Here is a 26,214-nt window from a genome sequence, read left to right as displayed (position 1 = left end):
GTTTTCAACACTTCCCGTTTGATACAGGGGCATATTTACCCTAGTTCAGACAGTTAGCGCTGGTGCCAAATGTAAGCCTTTTGTCGAGTCTTACACTTTTTCTGACAAGAATCACTCTACGGTTACTGATTTCGCAAGGTTACGCGGCTGGTCAACATTACACCCACGCATTACCGCGATGTGGTAGCTCAACAACTGCAGTGGAACTACTGAAACCAGCGGTACCAGTACATCATCGGTCTTTGGAATCTCAATCACGTGATCAGCGAGTTTCTTCACTTCAGTATCCCCAATCGTAACGATGGCGATAATCTTTCCTTTTCTCGCTTTTACCTCTTGGATGTTGCTGACTACTTTTTCGTAGCTCTGTCCTTGCGTAGCGATCACGAATACTGGCATCTCCTCGTCAATCAAGGCAATCGGCCCGTGCTTCATCTCAGCCGCAGGGTATCCCTCGGCGTGGATGTAGCTGATCTCTTTTAGCTTCAATGCCCCTTCAAGCGCAACAGGGAAGGTGAATCCACGACCCAGGTATAGGGCGTTGCTCGCGTCTTTGTAGATCTCAGAAATGAATTCGATTTGATCGTTTGACGCCAAGGTCTGCTCAATTTTGTCTGGCAATGAGTTGATCTCGGCAATCAGACGGTGCAGACGCTCTGGGCTGATCGTACCGCGCTTTTGGGCTACGGTCAGTGCCATCAAAGTCAACACGGTTACTTGAGCGGTGAATGCTTTCGTAGATGCCACCCCGATTTCTGGTCCAGCGTGCGTGTAGCAACCGCTGTCAGTTTCTCTTGAGATGGTAGACCCTACCACATTACACACACCGAAGATGTGTGCCCCTTTTTTCTTAGCCATCTTAATGGCAGCCAAGGTATCGGCTGTTTCACCACTCTGACTAATCGCAATGACGATGTCATCTTCGTTGATGATTGGGTTTCGGTAACGGAACTCGGAAGCATATTCTACTTCTACAGGAATGCGTGCGAGGTCTTCGAAGAGGTACTCAGCTACAAGGCCGGCGTGCCATGAAGTACCACAAGCCACAATCAGGATGCGCTTGGCATTCGTCCACTTGTCTTCGAAATTTTCGATACCCGACAAGCGAATCATTCCTTTCTGAAGGTTCATTCGTCCACGGAAGCAATCACGGATAGAACGCGGCTGCTCGTAGATTTCCTTCAACATAAAGTAATCGTATCCACCCTTCTCTAGAGCTTCAAGGTGAAGTTCTAGTTCTTGGATGTATGGAGTCTTCTCGCGGTTTTGGATTGTCTTGATCTTCAGACCTGTTTGACGGTCCATCAAAGCAATCTCTTCATCCTCGAGGTAGACAACGTTTTTCGTGTATTCAACGATTGGTGTCGCATCAGAACCTACATAGTATGTTCCGTCTTCTCCAATTCCAATCACCAATGGGCTCGATTTCTTCGCCGCGATCAATTGGTTTGGATTGTTGCGGTCCATCACAACGATGGCGTAAGCACCAACGACTTCATTCAATGAAATACGGACAGCTTCAAAAAGATCAACGTCTGTGTTGCTGCGCACTTCTTCAATTAAGTGGGCCAACACTTCAGTATCTGTATCACTCTCGAACTTGTGTCCGCGGTTGATTAACTCTTCCTTTAGGGTGCTGTAATTCTCAATGATTCCATTGTGAATGATGGCGAGTTCTCCATCTCCTGAAACGTGAGGGTGAGCATTGATGTCGTTCGGAGGCCCGTGAGTTGCCCAACGGGTGTGACCGATTCCTACTGTTCCGTCGGTTGAAGCGTCACCGATGTGTGCTTCAAGATCACTCACTTTTCCTTTGCACTTGTGAAGCGCAATGTCGTTTTCTTTAAGGATGGCAACACCCGCGCTATCATAGCCACGGTATTCCAGTCTCTTTAACCCTTTGATAAGTACAGGGTATGCATTCTCGTCTCCGAGATAAGCGACAATTCCACACATAGGTGTTCTACAGTTTTAGGATCATCATAGACCATTACGAAGGTATACAAAAATGCCTTCGAGCTTGGCCATTGCAAGTTTGCGTAATCAACGACAAGCTATGCGTAAGATGTTATCTGATATTAGATCAGTCAGTGAAGGTCAGAATCAACCTCATATTGTTCGATGAATCCTCTGGATCAGCCTCAGGTCCATTGGCTCCAACGCGACGTACAGAGATACCGGCGTTATTTGACACCAAGTTCATGAAGTTCACCGCTTGGTTACCATTGAGGTACTCTTGGAACCAACGTGAAATGTTGAATCGGTATTCATTCGTGCTTGAATTGTAGCTACCGCCGATGTCGACAACTGTTGAGAGCTGACCTGGAAGACCTACGGCGTCACCGTCTTCATCCTCGGTCAACAGGAACAAAGCAGATTGGAAAGGCAAACGCTCATCAAACTCCTGAGAAACAGGAATGATTAGCTCTGCTTTGTTAATTGTGCGTTGTTCGAACTCGTTGTAATCATCAATGTATGGGAACTCAATGCGCGTTTTACAGACAGCTGCAGCTTGCACATAACCTACTTGGTTGGCAGGAGCTTCGCCAAAGTTGTTCAGTGGCATCAAGTCTCCAGTGAAGCTATGTTCAAAGCGGTTCACTCGGGCACAAGACGTGTTGATCACGTAGTCGTAGAACAGCGTGTCATCGTCGTTGTGGTAATATAGACGCACAGCAGACTCACTGTCTACAAGGTCTAGATTCACCACTCCGCCACCTCCGCTTGAGGAGCGAACGTAGATTCCTTTGAAGTATTCCAACCAATTCTCGTTGGTGTCGTAGATCTCAGCACCTGCGTTCATGAGCTCCTCTCCAAAGGCAAGGTCTAGCGGAAGGCGCAACTGAGGGTTCGCTGAATCTTCTTCAAAGAAGAGCTTGTCTGAAAGATTGAAGCCTTGTGTTTCTTGTCCGATTTCAACGAGGTTGTCAAAATCGAAAGCGAAGTCATCGTTCGAATAGTAGGTTGAATCGATGTACAAGTCTTCTGTGAGGCGGTATACTTCGAAGAATTGATCTTGGAGTGACCCGTATGATTCCCCTGTGTATCGCATAGCGAGCACGATGGAATCAGCAACAGGGTTGGAACCAAAGTCTTGATCAGGAGTTCCGAGTCGGAGCTGAGTGTAGATCGAGGTACGTGTAATTCCAGTGAATGGATCGAAGTAGTTTCCAAGCAATGACTGCGAAAGTTCATCCGTTGCCAAGGAGTCTTCACGGATGGTGAAACACTCAATGGTTGTGGTGTCTGTTTGGAATGCCGTCAATAGGTCATCATCGGGTTGGATGCCCAGACCTAGTTCTTGTTCAGGTTTATCGCATCCTGCGATGGCGAAAAGCATGAACAAAAAGAGAGCGGCCCAAATAGGCCGCTTCTCAACAATATGATTTAATGGCCGTTGATCACTCTTCAACGAGTGCCGGCTTTCCCTCAAGGATAGTATCATAAAGTGTAGTCGCTTCAGCAACGATGTTGTCTTCATTGTCACAAGTGATAGATACGCTATCAGAATTGTCGACAAAGGTGCGCAATTCTGAATCAATATTCTCACCATTAACGATTACAGCATCAGAATAGTGGACAGCCAGCTTGTTAAGATTAACAAATGTTGGCTCTTTAACGATCTCTGCCGCTGCTTCTGAAACTCCGTCTTGAACTAATTTCTTGCTGAAATTCTCGTTCAACACGCCTTCGAAACCATCTTCGTAGATGCTGTAGACAAGTTTAGAGTTAGAGAAATGTGCGTCGTTTTTGTAGACTTCTTTTACGTACATACCTAAAGGTGCAGACATCCAGCCGTGGCTATGGATCACATCAGGGACCCAGCCTAGCTTTTTCACTGTCTCCAACACGCCGCGCACAAAGAACATCGAGCGTTCATCGGCATCTTCAAACATTTCGCCATCTTCTTGCGTTACATACGCTTTGCGCTTGAAGAATTCTTCATTATCAATGAAGTAAACTTGCATACGCGCACTAGGGATAGATGCGACTTTAATGATTAGAGGATGATCCGTATCGTCGATGATAAGGTTCATTCCAGAAAGACGGATCACTTCGTGAAGTTGGTGTCTGCGCTCGTTGATCTTACCGTAACGAGGCATGAACACTCTGATCTCTTTATCTTTCTCGTGTGCGCCCTGTGGGAGATGCCTGCTAATCCTTGAGATAATTGTTTCTGGACAGAAAGGTTGTATTTCTTGAGAAACGTATAGGATTCTGGCTTTACTCATCAGGAATTGAATTTGTCAGGATTGTCTGCAAAATTACGAAAAATAAGGCCCAAATTCAAATGAATCTATTAGCTTTGGCCGTTTTGCCGTAACTAAACCACCCCATTTTCTATGATCCTTTTCACACATCCAGACGAATGGAAAGCGCTGCGAAGCAAAGTCTTTACCAGCGCAGGATCAGTGGGTTATGTTCCCACAATGGGAGCGCTTCACGCGGGGCATGGCAGCTTGATTGAACGGGCCGCAAAAGAGAACGAAATTTGTGTGTGTAGCATCTTCGTAAACCCTACTCAATTCGATAGATCGAACGATTTAGAAGCTTATCCGCGCACACTTTCTGCCGATATTGAACTGGCAAAACGCTACGGTTGCGATGCTATTTTTGCCCCAGGTGTGAACGATATATACGGTGACAAGGTCGAAAGCCTTCGCGCTGATTATGGTTTCTTGACCGAAACACTCGAAGGGGCTGAGCGACCAGGCCATTTCGACGGGGTGGTAACCATCGTTCGCCTTTTATTGGATGCGATTCAAGCAGACAAAGCCTATTTCGGAGAGAAAGACTTTCAGCAATTAGCCATCATTCGCGAATTGGTGCGTAGAGAACAGATCCCAACAGAGATTATGCCTTGCACACTTATTAGAGACACGGATGGGTTGGCCATGAGTTCTCGCAATGTGCGCCTTTCGCCGCAAGGCAGGCAAAATGCGCTAGCGATCTACCGAACCTTAAAAGAGATGGCGGAACGCGCAACGAAAGTGGATCCGCAAATGGTACAGCATTGGGGACAGCGCCATCTGGAACAGCAGCCCGGAGTGGAGCTCGAATACCTGTCTGTAGTGTACGCCGATGACTTTCAAGAAGCCTCCGATTGGTCACGTGAAGTGCGCGCTTTGGTAGCCGCATGGGTTGATGGTGTGCGCCTCATCGATAATATGGCGCTGAATTAGTCGAAAAACGCGACACATCCGTAGCGTTTATATACCTTTGTCCTAACGCGAGTGTTAGAGCAGACGCTCTAGCAGAGAACCTCCAAAAAAATCCATTATGGGAAGCATTGGCCCTTGGCAAATCGTACTAATCGTAGCAGTGATCCTGCTTTTGTTCGGAGGACGTAAGATTCCTGAACTCATGCGCGGCCTCGGACGTGGTGTCAAAGAATTCAAAGACGCTACACAGGCAGATGACGAAAAGTCATCGAAAGGCGAACGCATCGAAGACTAAGGTCTCTCCATAAAACAATCAGCATATTTCTGCGTAGGTTAATTAAAGTGACATTGTGCGCCGAGTTAACTTCATGATTCTTTTTGCCCTGATTCATCTGGGCATGACAGCACAGGATTCTACCCAAGTAGAAGCCCCTGTTTCAGACGCCCAGTTATTGAGCGGCCTGTACCTCAGCGAGATCGATTCGATCTGGCAACAATCATTTCAAGAGCAATTCTGTCTAAGTACGGACACCTCCTTTTGGAACGTCTACGACTTTGAAGAAGGTGAGCTTCCTTCGATTGATACCGCATTGGTATTGCAACGTCTTGACTTGCTCGACGCACAAACCCCGATGAATCTTAAAGGGAACGAAACCGTTCTCGATTATATCAGCTTCTATTACTCTCGACGGAACAAACAGCTCGGAAGAATGCTTGGCATGTCGGGCTATTACTTCCCATTGTTCGAAGAAAAACTGGATGCTGCTGATGTTCCATTGGAGTTAAAGCACCTTCCGATTGTTGAGTCTGCGCTCAACCCAAGAGCCCGTTCACGTGTGGGTGCTACAGGGTTGTGGCAGTTTATGTACCAGACCGGACGTGCCTACGACCTTCAAGTCAACTCTTACGTTGATGAGCGCATGGATCCGGTGAAAAGCACCGAAGCTGCGTGCAGATACCTGCACAAGCTTCACGGCTTGTACGGCGATTGGAACCTTGCGCTGGCAGCTTACAATGCCGGTCCAGGGAACGTCAACAAAGCCATTCGAAGGTCAGGAGGGAAAACCACGTATTGGGAAGTAAGACCATACCTACCTCGAGAAACACGTGGCTATGTGCCCGCCTTTATTGCCGTGGTCTACCTCATGAACTTCCATGAGGAGTATAACATTTACCCAGCGGAAGCGACGTGCAGTTGGCTAGAAACGGATACGATCCAAGTAAGTGATCAATTGCGTTTCGATCAGATTGAGGCCTTCCTCGACATTGATCAGGAAGCGCTCAGCTGGTACAACCCTACGTATCGAAAAGGAGTGATCCCGAAAGACAGTGATTACGCCATTCGATTACCCTATGGAACAGCTTCTGATTTCCTAGCGGTAGCTGATAGTATCTACAACTATAAGAAAGACGAGGAACCGGAAATCGTGGTTCAAGACGAGCCGGTCGTATACTACGTACGCTCGGGAGATGTGCTGGGAAGCATTGCTCAGCGCCATGGCGTAACGGTTTCACAGCTTAAAGCGTGGAACAATATTCGCGGCTCGATGATCAGAGCCGGACAGAAACTTTACATCTACACTGATAAGAAGGACAAGAAAAAGAGTAGTTCTTCCGTTAACAAAACTGAAAAGCGTACTCCGAAACCTGAAACTACGCAAGACTCAGACTATCGCTATCATACTGTTCGAAAAGGTGATACCTTGTGGGATATTGCCAAATTATATGATGGTGTTTCGGTCGAGCAAATACAACGACTCAACAAAGGGCTGAACGCCAAGGATTTGAAGCAAGGACAAAAGATCAAAATTGAAAAGATCAGTCTATGAAAAAGCTACTATTCTTGGGGATGTTCTCCGTTCTGCTAGCATGCAGTCAAAGCGGTGAAGCACCCGTCCTTCCGGGCAAAGTTGGTCCGGCAGGAGAACTTCTTGTTGTTGCCTCTGAAAATGTATGGAATGGCCCAGTGGGCGCTGCTATCCGCGAGGTTGTTGACCAACCATACCCTGTTCTACCTCAAGCCGAAAGTCATTTTGACCTTGTCAACCTCGACCCTAGAGACTTTGACAAATTCTGGAAGCCTCACCGTAACATTATCTACATCGAAGTAGGTCAGTCGGTGGAGCAAACCATCCCCAAAGTTGAATTCGCCCGTAACCGCTATTCAAGCGGTCAGATCTATATCGAAGCAAGAGGAAAGTCTCAGCAAGAGCTAGCCGACGCCATCACCGCTCGAGGGAATGAAATCCTAAGTATCCTTCACAAAGAAGAAGTGGATCGTTTGGCAGCGAATGTGCGTGCCTTTGACAACGAAGCCCTCAACGCTGACTTGATGGAGAAATACGGGTTAACCCTAGATATTCCGCGTGACATGTTCGTGGTCGCTGAAATTGTTGACACCAACGATGAACGCTTGGAGTTTCTCTGGTTACAGCGTGAAATGACACGTATGAAAGGGGGGAACAATCACGACATCAAAGAAGGTGTCTTCGTTTATACCTACCCGTATACAACCGACTCAGTATTTAGCATGAACTGGCTGCTTGAAAAGCGGCAAGAGATGCTCCGCAAGTACGTGCCTGGTCCGACAGACGGAAGCTACATGGCCAATGAAATGCACCTCGTTCCGACTTACGAAGAAGTGGTGTTCAAGGGCATGTTTGCCTCTGAAGTTCGCGGACTATGGAAGATGCAGAATGACTTCATGGGAGGGCCATACTACATGCTAACCTTCTATGATGAAGCCAACCAGCGCATCGTTTCCGTAGATGGCTATGCTTACGCTCCGTACTTCGACAAGCGCGAGTACATTCGCGAAGTAGAGGCCATCGTGAAAACGCTGACCCTGAAAGGAGCCGGAGCTTAACAGCGGCGGCCCTTATCGGTTCAACAATTCAATACGAGACGTACTAACGATCGTTCCCTGATCAAGTAATTGTACCAAGTAAGAACCTTGAGACAGGGTGCTCAGGTCTAATTGGTGACGCACAATTCCTGAAGGAAGTGTGGTGTTCATGACTGTTCGGCCATTCATGTCAATGATGTTGACAGTGATTAACGCACTTTGTTGAAGCGCTTCAGGCAGCTCCAGCTGGATAACACCGTTACTTGGGTTCGGGTAAATCTTAGGAGTCACCGCTTCCGCGCTAGCGATAGCAGCAGCAACATCACCATTAGCAAAGGCATACTGACCAGGAAGCAGCGGCTCAATCACGAACTGACCTGCGCCATTGTTCAGGTTACCGCCTTGCCACTCATAGTCAGGATACTTCATCCATGGAGAGTAGGCATCAGGGCGCCAAACAAGCATCGCATCGTTTTCGTTGACACCGTAAAGGTCATTGTCAAGGTCTTCGATAGGATCGTCTCCTGCGTATGTCAGGCGCCCATCCATTTCAATGCCTTCAGGGAAGATTCCACTCACTTTCCAGAAGTGTGTTGAAGAGATCTCGTAGATGTAAGGCATGAGGTTGTCATTGTCAGGGCCTGCCCAGATGTGCTCTACGCGCACCCATGCTGAATCGCCTTCATTGATCTCATTTGTGCCCAAGCGGAAGTCAACGAATGGACGATTGAGCGGAGACGAGGTGTCATCGATAACAAATTCAGTATCCAAACGCGACTGGTTCAGACGGCCATTGGTGTTGAGTTCAATCAATGCCGGCATCTCATCGGTTTCAATTGTTGCCGTTGAGTACTGTCCAGTAGCGTTTACCATGAAGTTCTCTTTGCTCCAGTCAGCACCAATGGCGCTCACCTCAAGCGGTACGTTATCGTAGAAATCAGGACACTCACGAAGTTTCTGTTGGAGGTACAACGTGTGGGTGTAGCCACTTCCGTTGTCAGTACTTGATACAGAGTCAAGAACGAACACGCTGAACCCAGGGTTGAAGATTTGATCATCGAAGAAGTCGGTCAAGTCATACCCTGTGTACATGCTCAGAGAATCACGGAATTCAGCGGCATTGACATTCGAATAAGGCATGCTCTCTTGCATCGTCATCATTCCATCACGGAAGAGTTCGTCGCCGAGATAAGCACGCAAATTGTGAAGTACAGAAGCTCCTTTTTGGTAAGTCGTTCGTCCGTAAATCTCTTCATCTGGCATCGGAGACATGGCATGAAAACCATTGTCTTGCACGTGACATTCTTCCAAAACGAAGAGCTGGTTGTCTTTCACTACGTCGGTAAATTCTTCCCAACCATCACGCCATTCGAAGAAGAGTTGAGAAGAGTATTCTGCCGGTCCTTCTTTAATCCACATGTGGTTGTGCTCGATCATCGTGATCACATCACCCCACCAGTAGTGACCGAGCTCATGCGTGAAGAGCTCAGCATTACTATTCAGGCTCTCATTGGCCATGAATTGAGGGTAGGCAATGTTCGTCGGAATCTCCAAGGCACCGTCTGTGGTGTAAACGTATCCAACGCGTGACCATGGGTTTGGTCCCCACCAGTATTCACAGGCATCAATGGCAATTCCAACCTCCTGGAAGGTATTATTCATCGCTCCTTGATGCTCCGGCTTACTTGTCAGGGTAACGTCTACGTCTCCGTAAACGCCTTCGTGTACAAAAGAGGTCGTCTCGTATTCCGCGACAGCGATAGCAGAAAGGTAAGTTGGGATAGGTCCCGGGAATTCAAAAACACGCGTCAAGGTGTCTCCTTCTTCAATGATTTCCTCAACCAAATCTCCTTGACAGCTTGCCACCATTCCATTCGCAGAACGCACGCGGTATGTGTATGAAGCGCGCTCAAGGAAGGTGTCAAAACAAGGGTACCACACCTTTCCAAAGTTTGGCGGAACAGTAGTCAAGCCAATACCAAGATTGTAGATGTAGAAGCTTTGGAAGTAGAATCCACCCCATCCCGGATCTTGATGTGGATCTCCTTGGTAGTAAACCGTCATATCGTAGGTCTCACCAACTTCAGGAGACTCGTCAAAGTAGACCTGAAGGAACTCACCATCGTGGGTATAGGTGAGCTGACCAGTGGCGTCTACAACACTATCAACCTGCAGCTGAAAGAGGTCAAGAATAATGCTCTCGCGGTCTGGCTCAATCGGTGAGTAGGTGATCGTAGTGGCCGCATCAATCACTCCGCCACCGTAATCAGTAACGTCAATGAAAATGTCATAATGCTGAATATCGATGGTGTCGCTTCGCAAGATGCTCGTCTGCAACGCTTTTTGTTGCGCATGCGTGAGTTTCTTGCTTTCGGGCATCACCCGGTTTCGGTAATTGTGACATCCGAAGTATTCTTTTTGCGCTAGCGCGGAAACGGATAGCAACACGAGCGCAAGGAGTAGCAATGATCTGGTCATGAGCTAAAAGTAGCCAAAAACGGCAGTAGGTTGACTGTCAACCGTGAAGAAGAATTCGAGACAAGAGGAAAGCTGTTAAGCGCTGAGCGCCCACACCAAGGCAATGGCACCTACAATGAAGCAGTAATAAGAGAAGTACTTTAATTGACTGCGTTTCACTAGGGCAATCATCCATTGACAAGCGAGTAAGCCGGCGATAAATGCGGCAATAAATCCTGCGACATACACACCGAAAGCATCTCCTGTAAACTGCACACCGTCAAGGATGTCTTTGGCCATTTTACCAAGAATCAATGGCACCACCATTAAGAACGAAAAGCGTGCAGACTTCTCGCGATCGATTCCCAGCAACACGCTCGTGCTCACTGTAGCACCTGATCTAGAAATTCCAGGAAGAATGGCAATAGCCTGCGCTAATCCGATCACAACCGCGTCCAGTAAACCCACAGATTTCTCTGTTGATTTCGCGCGGTCAGCGAGGAAAAGCAACAACCCAGTAACTCCCAGCATGGCTCCAACAAGCAAGATTTGGCCGCTGAACAACGCTTCGATTTGATCATTAAACAAGACGCCAATCAACGCTGCTGGGATCATGGAAACGATGATCTTCATTGAGAAGCTAATGGATTCTTTATTTCCTGAGAAAAGTCCTTTGACAATCTCCACAATGTCTTTGCGGAAGATGACGATCGTGCTCAATGCAGTGGCGAAGTGCACAATGACGGTAAAGGCTAAACTTTCAGCCGGCAGCTGCTCGTTTCCAAGTACCGCTTTGGCGAGTTCTAAATGTCCGCTACTAGAAACGGGAAGGAACTCGGTGAGTCCTTGAATAATACCAAGTATGATCGCTTCAATGATCGACAAGGGAGGGGAGGGCTAAGTTATTCTGCTGAATCAGTCGTCTTCGGCTTCTTCATGATGGCGTACATGATGAAACCATAACCACCAAGCACCACGAGCGGCGCAAGCGTAATTCGGCGGAAGCTAAAGATCTCTTCGCTGAATACATTCGGGTCATCAGACCCACCGCCAGACATCAAGATGAACCCAAGGATCACCACACCCATGCCGATAAGCATGAGGATATAGTTCTGGCGCTGAAATGGAAAGCTTTTGTTGTCCATGGGAGCGAAGATAATGCCTTTCATCCACTTGACTTGTCAACTTTTGCAAAGTTCGAAGGTTATTTCGCCGATAGCCTTGGCACATTCTGCCAACTCAGGCTTGATTGGAAGAACCTAAAGCCGCTAACTTAGTGGCGTTGAGAGCACTGACTATGATGAAAAAGACCTTAATCCTCGCTTTGGCTTGTGTGGCTAGCTCTGTGATTGTCGGGCAGGAAGCCGTGTTCAGCGATGTTTCTGAAGGGGCGAATATTACCGGAGAGGGTATCAACTACGGACTTTCAGTGGTTGATATCAATGAAGACGGACTGGATGATTTCTACGTGAGTATCAAGAACTCGCCCAATAAACTATATCAAAACAATGCCGACGGAACCTACACAGACGTTGCTCCACAATTAGGCCTGGACGATGCCGGAAATACCTACGCATCTATCTGGGCAGATTTCGATAACGACGGTGACAAAGACCTCTATTGCGGAAACTACAACGGACCGAATTCATTCTACCGAAACATGGGCAATGGCCTATTCGTTGAGGGCGCAGAAGCCCTGGGAATTGCGGATGAAGGACAATGCCGATGCGTGATTACTGGTGATGTCAACAATGATGGTTGGCTCGACATTTACGTCGTGAATATCAACCAAGCCAACGCTTTTTACCTCGGACACTCCGGTGGATTTACCGATCACTACGTGGCCTCGGGAGCTTTTGACAACTTGGTTGGAATGGGCGCTGTGTTTTTTGATAGCGACAATGATGGAGACGTAGACCTTTACCTGACCCATGATGCCTATCAACCCAACCGCCTGTACATCAACAACGGTTCAGGAGTATTCAATAACCAAGGATTCCAGCTGGGCGCTGCACATTCTGGTGAAGGAATGGGGGTAGACGTCACTGATTACGATCACGACGGCTGGCTCGACATCTACATTACCAACAACTACGATGGAAATGCGCTCTTGCGCAATGATGGTGATGGCTCTTTCACGAACGTGGAAGAAGAGTTGGAGGTAGATGACCCAGGAATGGGCTGGGGAGTAGCCTGGTTTGATTACAACCTCGACGGTGAGAAGGACTTGTACATGGCAAACAACTACAATTTCTCAACCTTCCCCAATCGCCTGTTTAGGAACGTTGGAGATGGGACCTTCGCCATTACAGGAGACGACGGCGTGATTGATAGCCCGTGGAGCAGCGCAGCAATTGCGATTACCGATGCAGATAACGACGGTGACGAGGATATTCTCGTTGCAAACAGTTTGTTTGGTGACTCACCGGGCGTTCAACTCTTCGAGAACAACTCAGAGACGGGCAATTACATTGGACTTCGTTTTGAAGGTACGGTTTCGAACCGCGATGCCTTTGGTTCTCGTGTGACGCTTTGGAGTGACGGCCACATGCAGGTAGATGAACACCTCGGCGCGAGTGGATACTCGCAGCAGAATAGTGACCGAATGGTATTCGGGTTAGGTGAGCGTCAAACGGTCGACAGCCTGATTATTCGTTGGCCTAATGGCTTGGTTGAAGAGTTCTATGACCTGGAGATCAATACAGAGCATTACTTCGTTGAAGGACAAACTTTGGAAGACGCTGATGCAGACCTGAATAACGATCTTACAGGGTCCGTTATCGACTTGCTTAACTTCCTTTCAAACTATGGTTGTTCGGGTCCTGATTGTGAAGGAGATTTAGATGATGATGACGATGTAGATACCTACGACCTACTTTTAGCGTTAACTAATCTGTTCGGGCCATAAAAGAGCCCTACCTTCCAACTATGAAAAGACTCCTTCTCTCTCTGATCCTGACTATTCTTGTTTCTTTTAGCTACGCTCAGGACGTGGAACTCCTCGACCATTATACGGTTGATGAGATCACCGAGATCCTTCAAGATTTTGGACTAAATAGTGATTTGGTGAACCTTCAACATGAGGTTGATTTCTACAAAGTGACCTATCAAACGATTCACCCCAATGGTGATAGTGTTCAAGTGACCGGGGCATTTTGTTTGCCGAGTGATCTTGATTGTCCATTACCACTGTCGAGCTATCAGCATGGCACCGTAGCCTTGAAAATCAACGTGCCTAGTTACCAGAATTACGAGTCGAGACTGGGGTTGCTATATGCTAGTGCAGGTTACGCGATCACTATGCCTGATTACATCGGCTTGGGAGATTCACCAGGGATGCATTTGTACGTGCATGCAGAGTCACAAGCCAATGCGAGCCTAGATTTGATTCGCGCAGCGCACAACCTTCAAGATGAGCTCGATTTTGAATTAGATGATCAACTCTTCCTGTGGGGGTATTCTCAAGGGGGTCACGCAACCATGGCGCTGCACAAGAAGATTGAAACTGAATTTTCAGATGAGTTTACGGTTACCGGAAGCGCTCCAATGAGCGGTCCGTATGACATCTCTGGCTCACAAGCCGAAGTATTGACCAGTGATGAGGTTTACCCAACACCAGGGTACATGCCTTACGTTATCTTGAGCTACCAAGAAGTATATGGCAACCTTTATGAAGAGTTAGAGGATATCTTCCTACCTCAATACGCAGCGGTGATTCCAGACTTGTTTACTGGTTTGACCACCATGGGGCAAATCAACAACGCCTTTCCAGATGTTCCTTCTGAAATGTTGGTTCCTGAAGTGTTAGAGGCTTTTGAAACAGACCCACAACACCCACTGCGTCTTGCTTTGGCAGATAACGACGTATATGACTGGGCCCCTACCGCACCAACGAATTTGTATTACTGTACCGGAGATGATCAAGTAGGCTACATGAATTCTGTGGTCGCCGAAGAAACGATGATCGCTAATGGTTCTACCACTGTTCAAGCGCTTGATGGAGGTAATTTCGACCACGGCGAGTGTGCGCCGTTTGCAATGCTCGCGGGTTACAACTTCTTTGAATCGCTGCGAGAGCAATCCTTTAATCCGAGCTACGTGCTCACTCAGACTCCGGCTTCTGCTGTTGACGCAGCTGATGGTTCTGTGACTATTGATTTCGCTAACGCGGAAGCGGGATGGACCATTGAGTGGAGCAACGGTCAAACAGGAGATACGGCAATCAACTTACTCCCAGGAGAATATGTGGTCACTGTCAGCGATGGCGTATGTTCAGCATCATTCACCGTAGTGGTTGACTGGAGTAACTCGGTTAGTTACCTGGCGAAAAAGAAACTAAAGGCCTACCCGAACCCAATTCAAGGAGCTCTACGTATCGAGGTAAGTACGTCGGGCACCGTAACTATTTACGACAGCCAAGGACGTGTATTACGTCAGGGAATGGTGAATGACAACACCATTTGGGACTTATCAGGCCTCGAAAGCGGGAGCTATTTGCTTCGTACAGAGGACGGTGAAGTGATCTCGTTGATTAAGCAATAAGCGGGGAAATTGCTCAGTTAATTGTTAATCAATGCCTTATTAACACGAATTTTACACAATGAAGGAGGTGTGACTGTGGAAAAAGTCTACCTTCGTACTGTCGGAATGAAAAATCCGGCAATTAATACAATGATTTAAGGGGAGCTGTTTTTAGTTTTTTAGACGAAGTCAAATCTCCAGGATAACAAGTAAACTCCCCAGTTCAGGCCACTTTTGTGGAATCCCACTGCATTTTTTTTAATTCTCTTATATGAACATTTTTGTTACAAAACTGAGCCCTAATGTGACTCAGGACCACCTCATGGAACTCTTTGGAGAGTACGGAGAGGTTTCATCGGCGAAGGTCATCATGGACCGCGAAACCGGAAATTCTAAAGGCTACGGCTTCGTTGAAATGGATGATGATGACGCTGGTCGCGTTGCGATCGAAGCTCTAAACGATATGGAGTACGACGGTCGTCGTATGGTGGTTAAAGAAGCTCGTCCTCGTGAGGAGATGGGCAACCGTGGAGGTGGCGGATTCCGTCGCGATAACCGCGGAGGTGGTGGCTACGGCGGAGGCCGTGGAGGCTACGACCGTGACCGTGGTGGAAACCGCGGAGGATATGATCGTGACCGCGGTGGTGACCGTGGTGGAGATCGCGGAGGTCGTGGAGGATACGACCGCGACAATCGTGGTGGTGGCCGTGGAGGTTACGACCGTGATCGTGGCAACTCAGGTTGGTAATCAATCACTCGATATAATTAAAAAGGCCTCTGCATTTGCAGGGGCCTTTTTCGTTTAAACTCTTTTGATGATTCCCTCCCTGAGCAAGCGAGAGATCATAACATCAACCCCTTCATCATCTAGCTCTTTGTCGAGATGAGATCGAGAGAATCGTTCTCCGTGGGTTACCAGTTCTTCACACGTGTTCTTACAGAAGATAGGGAAGGAAACTTCCTTAAACCCTTTTTTAAAGCTGATAGCCTCGCCATTCTCTTCTAGAGAGACTCCTTCAATGATGGCGAATTCCTCCGGACCTTGATTCGAAGAGGAATCAATGAGGTTGAGCAAGTGGCCAACGTTTTCTGATGGAGTTTGCTCCTCTAATTGCTTTGAGAATCGACTAATTCCGTTGCGTTCTCGAAGGTCTTCTTCGAGCTTGCTAAGCAAGGTCTTAAAGTGCTGATCATAATCTGTTGATCGCATGCCTTCCGAAACGAAATGACGGAACTCTTTGTTTTCCTCCGTGAGTTTAACCACCGATTCGATGAGCAACTGACTCCAAGTATATCCAAGTACACCAAGGGTCACGTGCAGTGATGATTCATCCGTGGTAATCGCATCGTGCACAAGTCCACGAGGAATGTACAGGAGATCACCAGCGTTGAGATCAAACTCCTTGAACACTTTTCCAGGAGTGAACCCTTCTTTCTGAAAAGGCATGGATTTATCCGGCAAGTTCATGTCTGACTCATACAGTCTCCAGTGTTTTTTACCATGGATTTGAAGCACGATGACATCGTGGTTGTCGTAGTGAGGAGAAAAACCTTGAGCATCTTGAGGCGTCAAGTAGAGATTGGTCTGGGTCGGATGTCCGTAAGCGCGCTGTAGGTTGTTACAGAACGCTCGAAGCGAACGCACATGATGTTGCATCCCAGCGAGCGCGAGTGTTCCTCCCTCAGTATACTCTCGGCAGAATTCTACCGGATTAATGGATGAAGTTCCATTCTGAGTGTAGCGCCTCGGATCAGGGAACTCACCCGTTTTTGAATCAACTACTCGAAATGCGGGGTGATTGATCTTCTGGGAGAAAATCACCTCATCTACATCTTCTAACGTGACTACTTCATCGTAGTAATGCGGGTCATTTCTAGAGATGAGCAGGTGCTTTTTCTCGAAGTATTCTGAAATGAATTCAGCCCACGAAAGTGGGCTGAACAATTGATTAATATCGAACATGGTTTTTCTTAGTCGTAATCTCTACATAGATCCCCGTTCCCTGCTGGATCAGCAACACCTGTGTCGCTATCACCTCCGAAATCATAAGGATCGGCAAATTGGCCTGTATCGTATACATATGGGTCTGCGCCACGGTCTGCGTCAGTACATGGCTTGTCGTCAGAACATCCTGACAATGCCGCACTTCCTACAGCAAGAGCGATAACAACGCTGCTTGCTTTTGTCCAGTATTTTGGACGAGAAGAAGCCGGACTTTCTTTCACGGTGGAGATATCTGCATCCACCAATGTGAACTTCTTATTTGACATTTTAGGAAAGGTTGAGTTGTGGCTATTTCTTTTCTGAACGTTCGATCATACGCTCGCGGTAACGATCGTTCATTTCCTTGAAAAGGACTTTTTGATCTGCTGTCAGAAGCGCAGCAATGCGGTCTTGTTGTGTCTTTACAACAGGAGCGAGTTGGTCCCAACCGACTTGGGATCCGGCGCTCGTTTTCATAGCGCTGATCTCTTTGACCGTTTCAAGGTTAATTTGATAGACCTGCTCTTTTTGAGCTTGATCGAGATTGAGTAGCTCGACCATTTTGTTGGTTTGAATGGTGGCCGCTTCGACGTCAGACGGTGCTGTCTTGTCTTGGCCAATACCAACTAGGCTCAACAGCACGAATGCCGTTGAGAAAATCAGATGTTTAGCTGTCATTTTTTGCTAGTTTGGATTCCTAAGATAAGAAAAGGAAAAAAACTAGATCAAAGAATGATTCTAAATACCGGTTCAGGGGTACAAAAGTAACGATAGACTGATTAAAGTGCCAGATAAGCAACACCTTAAGCAGCTACTACTATTTGATTCTTATGCTTTGATTATCAGCAACAAGCTGCAGGCAAATCATTGCCTTTGCTCTCATCGCTTCCCTTATCAAATGGTCCGAAGTGTGTGCTAAAGTCACCCACTACACGGAAGTGTGAGGCGAATCGCGTATCTGCCAACATGCGAGCAGTGTTTCCACATACCGGTACAGGCATCCCTGTTTGGAACTCGTGATGGTCGTCTAACACAAAGCTGTGTGGTGCATGAGGAATCGTTCCATTGTAGTAAGCGACATGTCCGTAGTCTTCGCAGATGTCTTCGAAGTCTACTTTGAAAGTACGAACCGTCAATGAGTAGAAATCAATCATTCCCGCTTTAGCGTAGAGCTCTTCATCCTCGATGTCAATCACCCCGCTTGATACTACGCGGTAGTCAAGGCATCCTAGATTACGCAGGGCACGACGGAAGTCTTCAGTGTACATGGCACCACCCAAGCATTCCCCGAGCAAGACATCGTCTTCGGCGATAGCCTTAGGAATACGGCGACCACTAAATACATCACTGAAGTACATCTCTCCACCTGGCTTCAACACGCGGAAGATCTCTTTGAAAACCTTCGTCTTGTCAGCTGAAAGGTTGATTACACAATTTGACACAACCAAGTCAACAGAGTTGTCTTCTAGACCAGCTGAAGCCAGATCCTCAATTAAACCGTGGCGGAATTCAATGTTCGGCGCATTAAACCCAAACTTCTCCATGTGGTAATCAACATGACGGTTAGCCACCTCAAGCTGCTCCTCGGTCATGTCAATTCCGATGACTTTTCCCGTTGGACCCACCAACTGAGAAAGCACGTAGGCATCGCGCCCCGTTCCACACCCAAGGTCAACTACGGTCATACCTTCGAGTGCATGTGGAATCGGTGATCCACAGCCGTAGAACTTGTCTTTGATTTCTTTGTGCACATTCTTCACTAGCGGACGAAGGTGCTTAGGCATGGCTTCTGTTGGACAACATGCAGAGGTTTTAAGGTCTGCTTTGGTCTCAAGAACTTCTCCATAGTAGTTCTTGACAGAATCTTGGATATTATTTGTGGTCATGATGTTCGATTAAAGAATGGCACCTGCGCATGAACTTCCGGCACCAGCGGTGCATCCGAAGCAGTGGTTGTCGAATGCGATGTCTTCTTCTAGGCTGCTAAATGATTCGATGTTGAATACGGTACGATCTTTCCAATTCAATGGAATCTCCAACATCTGGTTGAAGTCACAATCGTAAATCTGTCCGTCGTATGAAATAGAGATCAACTCCGTACACATGACAGCTTCGGCTGCGCGTGGGTTAAACGCGTTGATCAACAGCTGCATGTATTCCACCATTTTTCCTTCACGTTCGAGCATGTGCGCATAACGCTTGATCGGCATGTTGGTAATGGTGTACAACTGATTGAATTCGATATTGAAATTGTCTTTGAGGTAGACTTTATAATCTTCTTGAAGTTTCGCTTGTCCAGGAGGAAGGTGTTCACCTACCGGATTGTAAACAAGATCAAGTTCTAGACCTGTTCCAGGCTTTCCGTAACCTAGATCATTCATTTGCTGCAGGGCATCGATACTCTTCACGAAAGTTCCTTTACCGCGCTGTTTATCCACGTTGTCACTCAGGTAGCATGGAAGAGAAGCGACCACCTTTACCTTTTGATCTGCGAGAAATTGAATCGTGTCTTCTTGTCCTGGCTCGAAGAACACAGTCAAGTTGCAACGGTCAATCACCTCTTTGCCCATCTTTCTGATTTCAGAAACGAAGTAGCGGAAGTTCTCATTCATCTCAGGCGCCCCACCAGTGATATCAACGGTGTGAATTTGTGGCTCTTTACGGAGAAGGTCAAGAATACGGTCAGCCGTTTCACGCACCATGTTTTCTGTACGCTTTGGCCCTGCCTCAACGTGACAATGCAAGCAAGCAAGGTTACATAGCTTACCGATGTTCACCTGCAAGATTTTGATCTCTTTACGTTTCAGTTCAATCTGATGCTTGCGTAGAGTAGACTCAAACGACTGATCTAGTATGGGGAGGCTCTTGTTCATTTCTCAAACGATTTTCGCGTCTTGCAAATGTAGGTCGGTGTTTTACCACGTTTATCACGATCCTGACACAATTCGCTAGCGCGGAAGCTAAAATTAACCAAAAATTGACGGCTAAGGGTAGAATACGAAAAGCCCCGGACGTTTCCGGGGCTTGATTCGTTTAAACCTTAACCAAACTAGTAAACACTGGTTGGAACTCTCGACAAACCAACCAATTATGTGTGTTATACTGCTTTCTTATATAACATCTTGTACTTCATTCTGTTCAAATACCAATACATAATTGGCACGATGACCAAGGTCAAGAAGGTGGCGAAGGTTAATCCGAAGATGATCGCCCAAGACATTGGTTTCCAGAACACATTGTTGTCACCACCTACGTAGATCTTCGGGTCATAGTCAACCATGAAGCCTACGAAGTCGATGTTAAGCCCTACCGCAAGAGGCAGAAGACCTAAGATTGTTGTGATCGCTGTAAGAAGTACTGGGCGTAGACGTGTCTTACCACCTTCAATAATGGCTTGAACCACATCCTTGAATTCCAAACGCTCGTTTTCTGGCAGACCCAATTCACGTTTTCTACGGTCACGTATCAAATTGGTGTAGTCAATCAGTACGATGGCGTTGTTTACGACGACTCCGGCCAGTGAGATGATTCCGATCATCGTCATCAAGATCACGAAGTCCATCTGGAACACAACCAATCCGAGAAGTACACCAATCATTGAGAACAATACAGAGAACCCAATGATGAAAGGTGTGCTGATCGAGTTGAACTGCGCTGTGATGATCAAGAAGATCATGAAGAAGGCAATCAAAAGGGCAGAAACCAAGAAGGCCATTTCTTTTGCTTGTTCTTCTTGCTGACCTGTGAACTCCCAAGTGATTCCATCCGGCATTTCGAATGTTTGAAGCTCGCCTTTGATCGAATTCACGATTTCATTGGCGTTGTAGTCTTCCAGAACGTTGGAAGAGATCGTGATCACTCGTTCCAAGTCGATTCGTTTCACCGCGTTAAAGGTGTTCGACTTACCGATCGTGGCTACAGACGAAATTGGTACTTGCTTAATCTGTCCGTTCGCAGGATCACGGAAGGTGATCTTCTGGTTCAAGAGGGCATCTGGGTTGTTGCGGTACTCTTCGCTAAATCGGATGTTGATTGGGTAATCATCTTCTCCATCTTTGAAAGTACTCACCTCACGACCGAAGAGCGCGGTACGAATGGCATCACCTACTTGGTAAGTTGATAGTCCGTATCGACGTGCTTTTTCGCGGTCAATCGTCACCGGCATCTCCGGCTTCGACTTGTTGACGTCAAGCTTGAGCTCTTCAATACCAGCGATTCTGCGATCATTGATGAAGCGTTTCATTACTTGTGCGTAGTGCATCAATGAATCGTAGTCGTCGCCCTTGATTTCGATGTTGATCGGAGGACCCTGTGGTGGCCCGTTCTCGTTCTTCGCGACGACAATCTCTGCTTCAGGGAAGCTCTTCAGGTCTTCACGAATAGCGTTCAACACATCATTGGTGCTCAAGCCCTGACGTTCCTGGAACTTGATGAATGAGACGGTAATACGTGCCTTGTGTGGCGTGTTTCCGAGCTGCGGCCCCTGGTTAGGGTCACTTGTTCCGTTACCGACCTGACCGATAACAGAGTTCACCAGGAATGGTTGAACCTCTCCTGTCACAGGATCTGGCTTCTGGAATTGCTCGCTGTTCACCACGTTGATCACGCGTTGCTCGATCAATTCGGTTACACGGTTCGTTTCATCAATTGAGGTTCCAATTGGCTTCTCAATGAAGATATTCAAGTACTGAGGCTCATTCGCAGGGAAGAACTCTACTTTCGGAGTAGCCACGCCCATCAAGATGAATGATAGGAAGAGCATACCAATAGTTCCGAAGAAGAATACCCACGGACGAATACCAGATACTGCGTAAGTCAAGAATCGCTCGTAAGCGCTCTCAAGGCGAGGAAGCACTTTGTTTTGGAAGCCTTCCGCCGCAGGCGTGAGAACAAAGGTGTTGAGCAGAGTTAATGCGCCAGCCACACCAAGCATGTTACCGAATACACGCACTGCTACTCCTTGATCTACACCATCTTCATCGATCATACCGTAGCTCACCAACACGAAGAGTAGACCAACTGCAGTCAAGATTCCTCCCACCATAAGTGAGCGGCGCTTGTTTACTTGTTGTTCTCCAACACGCATGAAAACGGCAGTCAACGCTGGGTTAATTACCAAAGCGACAAAAAGAGATGAGCTCAATACGATAATGAGCGTCATTGGGAGGTACTTCATGAACTCACCCATCATTCCAGGCCAAATGGCGAGAGGAATAAAGGCTGCTAGTGTTGTTGCCGTAGATGCGATAATAGGCCATGCCACCTCACCCACACCGTAGCGTGCAGCTTGGATGGCATTCATGCCCTTTTCGTCCATGAGTCGATATATGTTCTCGACGACCACAATTCCGTTGTCGACGAGCATTCCCAATGCGAGTACCAATGAGAAGAGAACCATTACGTTGAAGGTAATTCCCATGACGTTCAAGATCATGAATGACATGAACATCGAAAGTGGAATCGCCACCCCAACGAAGAGTGCATTTCTCAGACCAAGGAAGAATAGAAGAACCCCTACAACCAAGATCACCCCGAAGATGATGCTGTTTTGAAGCTCGTCTACCTGAGTACGTGTCTGATCACTTTGGTCATTGGTAATAGTGATCGAAAGGTTCTCTGGAAGATCGTTCAATCGTGCTTCATCAATGATCTCGTTGATCTGATCGCTGGCCTCGATGAGGTTTTCTCCCGCGCGCTTGATAATGTCTAGCGAAACTACCGGCTGAAGGTATTCACGAGCGAAACTCTCTTTCTCTTCTTCAACGAACTCCACCTTTGCGATATCTCCGAGGAATACCACGTTTTGGTTTTCGCTCTTCACAATCACGCGCTCGATGTCGCGCATCGTCTGGAATTCTCCTTTGACCTGAAGGGTACGTTTGAAGTTGTCAACCAAAACGTCACCCCCTGAAATGGTCAGGTTTTCTTGTTGGATTGCTCCGGAGATGTCATTGAAGCTGATGTTCATGGCTTCCGCCTTCAAGAAATCGACTTCAATTTCTACCTCTTTATCCATCACCCCGCGGATGTCGACACTTGAAATTTCTGGGACATTCTCAATGCGGTCTTCCAAGATTTCGGCGTAAGCCTTAAGGTCGTCTAGAGAGTAATCTCCAGAAAGATTGACGTTCATTACAGGAACAAGCTCAGAGAAGTTCATCTCAAAGATGTTCGGGTCAGCAGGCAGGTCGTCAGGGAAGTCTGGATCAGACATCGCAACGTCTACCTTGTCTTTTACTTTTCTCAAGGCTTCTTCTGGCGTCACATCAAAGTCAAACTTGACCTGGATGGCAGAGTAACCTTGGGTAGAAGTAGATACGATTTCGTCGATACCTGTGATGGTGTTGATCTCTTTCTCGAGTGGTCGAGTGATCAACTTTTCGATATCGGTAGGTCCGTTACCTGGGTACGGTGTGCCAACGTAGATCTCAGGAATAACTACTTCTGGGAAACTTTCTTTTGGTACCGTGATGTACGAGTACAACCCGGCAGCGAAGATGATAAAGGTGATCACAAAGACCGTTGTGCGGTTTGAGATCGAGAAGGTAGTCAGGCCAAACTCTTTGAGCTTTTCCTCTTTTGATTGGTTGCTACCTTCGCCTTGATCAATGATATCCTCTTCTTTCATGATTTACTGATTAAAGGATGAATAGATCACTTAGTTGCTACAGAAGCGTTCTCCATGAACAACTCCACTTCTTGACCATCGATCACGCGACGCGCGCCCTTGTCAACAATAAGATCTCCAGGCTTGAGCCCTGCTGATACACGTACTTCATTTCCGAATGATTCAGCCGTTGTGATTGGCTGCTTCTTCACGCTGTAATTGTCGCCTTCACGAGTCAACAAATAGATGAAGTCTTTTCCTGAAACATCTTGCTGAACCATTGAAGACTGGATCACCATCGTGCTATCGTAGTGCGCATCGTTCACGCGCAACGCACAGAACATGTTGGGACGAAGAGAAGGTGAGTTTTCTAGCTCTGCAGAAACCTCGAAGGTTCTGTTTTCTGGCTTGATGAAACGTCCTACGCGATCAATTTCCGCATCAAGCGTATCAATTCCAGGGAGGATAACATCGATGTTCATTCCTTCCTTTACTGCGTTCACGTAGTATTCAGAAACGTCAGCTGTTACGTACATCTTGTCAAGACTCACGATACGCGCTACCGGGAATGCCGGGCTCGCCATCTCTCCAATCTTTGGTCCGATTTGATCAATCACTCCAGAGAATGGTGCGCGAACAGTACCCATGCTTACTTGCTTGTTGAGTGTAGCAAGTGTTCCTTCTAGGCGTTCTTTGTTGGTCTTTGCCTCGAGGTACTGGACCTCTGAGCCGATGTTCTGCTCCCAAAGACGCTTTTGGCGATCGTAGATTTCAACAGCAAGTTCGTACTGTGTTTCTACTTCTGCGATGTTCTTACGAATCAACTCCGTATCAAGTGTCAGGATGGTTTGTCCTTTTGAGACTTGCTGTCCTTCATTTACTTTGATTGAAGTGATCATTCCTTGAGACTCAGGGAAAACCTGTGCGTTCATGTCGGTTTCGATCGTTCCTTGAACGGTGAAGTAGTGATCGAAGGTCGAAATAGAAGCCTCAATGGCAGTTACCTGAAGCAATGTGAAATCGTCATCCATCTCTGCGATTTGGGTTTCGAGTTCCATGAGCTCCTCGGTCATGGTAGCGATCTCTGTTTTGATTGAGTCGCGTTTTTGAGTCAAGGCCTGTAGGTCTTGATCTACGGCTTCGCCACCACAGCTGGCAAGAAATGCTGTGAAAGCGAAGAATGATAATATTTTGATTGTCGTTTTCATGGCTGAAATCGTTGGTCTGGCTAGAAATTGTTGAGTGCTTTATTGAGTCGCGCACGTGCGTTGAGTAGCTGTAACGTGGCGTTGATATAGTTTCCTTGAGTAGTCAAAAGCTGCGACTGGCTTTGAGAAAGTTCAAAGCTACTAGCCACCCCTTCGTTGTACTTGATCTGCGTTTTGTTGAAGATCTTCTCAGCGAGTTCCAAGTTTTGCTTTTGAATCTCACGTTGTTCGAGTGAGTTGTCAAAGTCAATGCGCGCACTGGTGAATTCCAGTTTTGCTCCTTGTTCAACTTGGAAGAGTGCTTCTTCGGCGCGAGCCAAATCAACCTTCGCCTTTTCAATACGTTGGTATCCTTGTGTAGAACCGAAGATTGGAACGGTCATCTGCACACCCCAAAGTTGGATAGGGTACCATTTTTGATCGAAATCGAGGAAGTTGAATTCATCACGCTGGGCGTTTCTCTGGTAGCTGTAGAAAGCTCCAATGGAAGGAAGTGCACGCGCTTTTTCATTCTTCACCCCGAGCTCAGCTAGATTCACGTAGCTGCGCTGCATCTTGAAGTCAGGATTGTTTTCGATGTTGAACGGAGTGCTGAGCATTGAAGCTCCTGTATCTCCAGTCAAAGACTCCACGTTATCTGTTAGCGTGAGGTCAGCGGCTAGATCCATACCGATTTGGAACTTCAACATGTCAAGCGCAACCTCTGCTTGTTGGTCGGCATACTTGATGCGACTTTCCAAGTCAGCAAGGTTGAGACGAAGCTGATCTACATCCATTTCTTCAGCGAAGCCATTCTCGTAGAGTGCTTGTGTCTCTTCGAAAGTGTCTTTTAGTAGACCGAGGCTTTCTGAAAGGATGCGGCTGTTTTCCTGTGCAACGAGTACCGTGTGGTAAGCACTGGCCACGGCTTCTTTGGTCTCCACTTCTGACTTTTCGATTCCGTTTCGCATGGCGTCAGCGTAGGCGCGTGAAGCCTGAATTCCTACGAAGTAAGAACCGTCGAAGACGATTTGCGTTGCCTGGATTCCTGCGGTGATGGTTTGCGGCGTTCCGAACTGGAACTCACTGATCGCATCTGGATCGGGTTCAGGAGCATTTAAGGCAACACCAGTTTCATTTGAAACATCAAATAAGAACTGGTTAAGGTAATCCGGGAAGCCAAAGGCATCTGCAGGGGCTACCTGCACCGGAATGTCGATGTAGTTGTTGTAATCGATTGACCCCGTTACTTGAGGTAAACCGATCGACAACGTTTCTTTCACTTCTCGCTCGGCTTTGGCCGCATCAAGACGTGCGTTGGTAACAGCAAAGCCGTGTTCAAGCGCATATTGTTGCGCCTGGGCAAGACTCATGCTCACCGCCTCCTGTGCATAGGAGAACTGTGCGATAAGCACGGCGATCACTAACGAGAGTGCTTTTGCTGGTTTCAT

21 protein-coding genes are annotated in these 26,214 nt (G+C 47.3%); 7 read left to right on the top strand and 14 right to left on the bottom strand.

The window, feature by feature from the left end; translation table 11 throughout:
- Positions 1-111: 111 nt before the first annotated feature.
- The 3 genes from glmS to RA156_RS14885 form a co-directional block, all read right to left on the bottom strand.
- Positions 112-1,956: a glutamine--fructose-6-phosphate transaminase (isomerizing) gene (gene glmS, locus RA156_RS14895; RefSeq protein ID WP_306641230.1), complete on the bottom strand. Its 1,845-nt coding sequence runs from the start codon at positions 1,954-1,956 to the stop codon at positions 112-114.
- 127 nt (positions 1,957-2,083) lie between these two features.
- A complete protein-coding gene (locus RA156_RS14890; RefSeq protein WP_306641228.1) occupies positions 2,084-3,340 on the bottom strand; it encodes a DUF4270 family protein in 1,257 nt (418 codons plus the stop codon).
- 61 nt (positions 3,341-3,401) lie between these two features.
- Positions 3,402-4,232: a glycogen/starch synthase gene (locus RA156_RS14885; protein ID WP_306641227.1), complete on the bottom strand. Its 831-nt coding sequence runs from the start codon at positions 4,230-4,232 to the stop codon at positions 3,402-3,404.
- A gap of 111 nt (positions 4,233-4,343) precedes the next feature.
- Between RA156_RS14885 and panC the strand changes: the two genes are divergently transcribed.
- The 4 genes from panC to RA156_RS14865 all read left to right on the top strand — a co-directional run bounded on the left by panC (position 4,344) and on the right by RA156_RS14865 (position 8,028).
- The gene (gene panC / locus RA156_RS14880; RefSeq protein ID WP_306641224.1) at positions 4,344-5,183 is read left to right on the top strand and encodes a pantoate--beta-alanine ligase; all 840 of its coding nucleotides are present in this window, start codon (positions 4,344-4,346) and stop codon (positions 5,181-5,183) included.
- A gap of 97 nt (positions 5,184-5,280) precedes the next feature.
- Positions 5,281-5,457 carry a twin-arginine translocase TatA/TatE family subunit gene (tatA, locus tag RA156_RS14875; RefSeq protein WP_306641222.1) on the top strand — a complete coding sequence of 59 codons (177 nt, stop codon included), beginning with the start codon at positions 5,281-5,283 and terminating at the stop codon, positions 5,455-5,457.
- A gap of 103 nt (positions 5,458-5,560) precedes the next feature.
- Positions 5,561-6,991, top strand: coding sequence for a lytic transglycosylase domain-containing protein (locus RA156_RS14870; RefSeq protein WP_306641220.1), 1,431 nt, complete (start codon positions 5,561-5,563; stop codon positions 6,989-6,991).
- Positions 6,988-8,028: a DUF4837 family protein gene (locus RA156_RS14865; RefSeq protein WP_306641218.1), complete on the top strand. Its 1,041-nt coding sequence runs from the start codon at positions 6,988-6,990 to the stop codon at positions 8,026-8,028. Before RA156_RS14870 ends, RA156_RS14865 begins: the two co-directional genes overlap by 4 nt.
- A gap of 12 nt (positions 8,029-8,040) precedes the next feature.
- On the opposite strand, the gene RA156_RS14860 is transcribed toward RA156_RS14865, so the two are convergent.
- From RA156_RS14860 to RA156_RS14850, 3 genes are all read right to left on the bottom strand, one after another.
- Positions 8,041-10,485, bottom strand: a complete 2,445-nt coding sequence (locus tag RA156_RS14860) for a T9SS type A sorting domain-containing protein (protein ID WP_306641217.1) — start codon at positions 10,483-10,485, stop codon at positions 8,041-8,043.
- Positions 10,486-10,560: 75 nt separating this feature from the next.
- Complete coding sequence (locus RA156_RS14855; RefSeq protein ID WP_306641215.1) at positions 10,561-11,349, bottom strand: undecaprenyl-diphosphate phosphatase; 789 nt, start codon at positions 11,347-11,349, stop codon at positions 10,561-10,563.
- A 17-nt stretch (positions 11,350-11,366) separates the two neighbouring features.
- A complete protein-coding gene (locus RA156_RS14850) occupies positions 11,367-11,609 on the bottom strand; it encodes a DUF3098 domain-containing protein (RefSeq protein ID WP_306641214.1) in 243 nt (80 codons plus the stop codon).
- Positions 11,610-11,746: 137 nt separating this feature from the next.
- Between RA156_RS14850 and RA156_RS14845 the strand changes: the two genes are divergently transcribed.
- The 3 genes from RA156_RS14845 to rbp all read left to right on the top strand — a co-directional run bounded on the left by RA156_RS14845 (position 11,747) and on the right by rbp (position 15,733).
- The gene (locus RA156_RS14845) at positions 11,747-13,372 is read left to right on the top strand and encodes a CRTAC1 family protein (protein WP_306641212.1); all 1,626 of its coding nucleotides are present in this window, start codon (positions 11,747-11,749) and stop codon (positions 13,370-13,372) included.
- A 20-nt stretch (positions 13,373-13,392) separates the two neighbouring features.
- Complete coding sequence (locus tag RA156_RS14840) at positions 13,393-15,006, top strand: T9SS type A sorting domain-containing protein (RefSeq protein ID WP_306641211.1); 1,614 nt, start codon at positions 13,393-13,395, stop codon at positions 15,004-15,006.
- 250 nt (positions 15,007-15,256) lie between these two features.
- Entirely contained in the window at positions 15,257-15,733 is a 477-nt protein-coding gene (gene rbp, locus RA156_RS14835; RefSeq protein ID WP_306641210.1) for an RNA-binding regulator, read from the top strand.
- Between the two features lie 54 nt (positions 15,734-15,787).
- On the opposite strand, the gene RA156_RS14830 is transcribed toward rbp, so the two are convergent.
- The 8 genes from RA156_RS14830 to RA156_RS14795 all read right to left on the bottom strand — a co-directional run bounded on the left by RA156_RS14830 (position 15,788) and on the right by RA156_RS14795 (position 26,214).
- Positions 15,788-16,948, bottom strand: coding sequence for a cupin domain-containing protein (locus RA156_RS14830; RefSeq protein WP_306641208.1), 1,161 nt, complete (start codon positions 16,946-16,948; stop codon positions 15,788-15,790).
- Between the two features lie 8 nt (positions 16,949-16,956).
- Positions 16,957-17,256 carry a hypothetical protein gene (locus RA156_RS14825; RefSeq protein ID WP_306641207.1) on the bottom strand — a complete coding sequence of 100 codons (300 nt, stop codon included), beginning with the start codon at positions 17,254-17,256 and terminating at the stop codon, positions 16,957-16,959.
- Positions 17,257-17,278: 22 nt separating this feature from the next.
- The gene (locus RA156_RS14820; protein WP_306641205.1) at positions 17,279-17,647 is read right to left on the bottom strand and encodes a DUF4890 domain-containing protein; all 369 of its coding nucleotides are present in this window, start codon (positions 17,645-17,647) and stop codon (positions 17,279-17,281) included.
- 164 nt (positions 17,648-17,811) lie between these two features.
- A complete protein-coding gene (locus tag RA156_RS14815) occupies positions 17,812-18,855 on the bottom strand; it encodes a methyltransferase domain-containing protein (protein ID WP_306641204.1) in 1,044 nt (347 codons plus the stop codon).
- 9 nt (positions 18,856-18,864) lie between these two features.
- Positions 18,865-19,842, bottom strand: a complete 978-nt coding sequence (gene arsS / locus RA156_RS14810; RefSeq protein WP_306641202.1) for an arsenosugar biosynthesis radical SAM (seleno)protein ArsS — start codon at positions 19,840-19,842, stop codon at positions 18,865-18,867.
- A 224-nt stretch (positions 19,843-20,066) separates the two neighbouring features.
- Positions 20,067-23,597, bottom strand: a complete 3,531-nt coding sequence (locus tag RA156_RS14805) for an efflux RND transporter permease subunit (RefSeq protein ID WP_306641201.1) — start codon at positions 23,595-23,597, stop codon at positions 20,067-20,069.
- 26 nt (positions 23,598-23,623) lie between these two features.
- On the bottom strand, positions 23,624-24,784 hold the full coding sequence (locus tag RA156_RS14800) for an efflux RND transporter periplasmic adaptor subunit (RefSeq protein ID WP_306641200.1): 1,161 nt from the start codon (positions 24,782-24,784) through the stop codon (positions 23,624-23,626).
- A 20-nt stretch (positions 24,785-24,804) separates the two neighbouring features.
- Complete coding sequence (locus RA156_RS14795) at positions 24,805-26,214, bottom strand: TolC family protein (protein ID WP_306641199.1); 1,410 nt, start codon at positions 26,212-26,214, stop codon at positions 24,805-24,807.

Source organism: Sanyastnella coralliicola (assembly GCF_030845195.1).
GTDB lineage: Bacteria > Bacteroidota > Bacteroidia > Flavobacteriales_D > Sanyastnellaceae > Sanyastnella > Sanyastnella coralliicola.
Note: the sequence above shows the minus strand (reverse complement) of the source record. Positions and strands in the feature narration are given on the sequence as shown.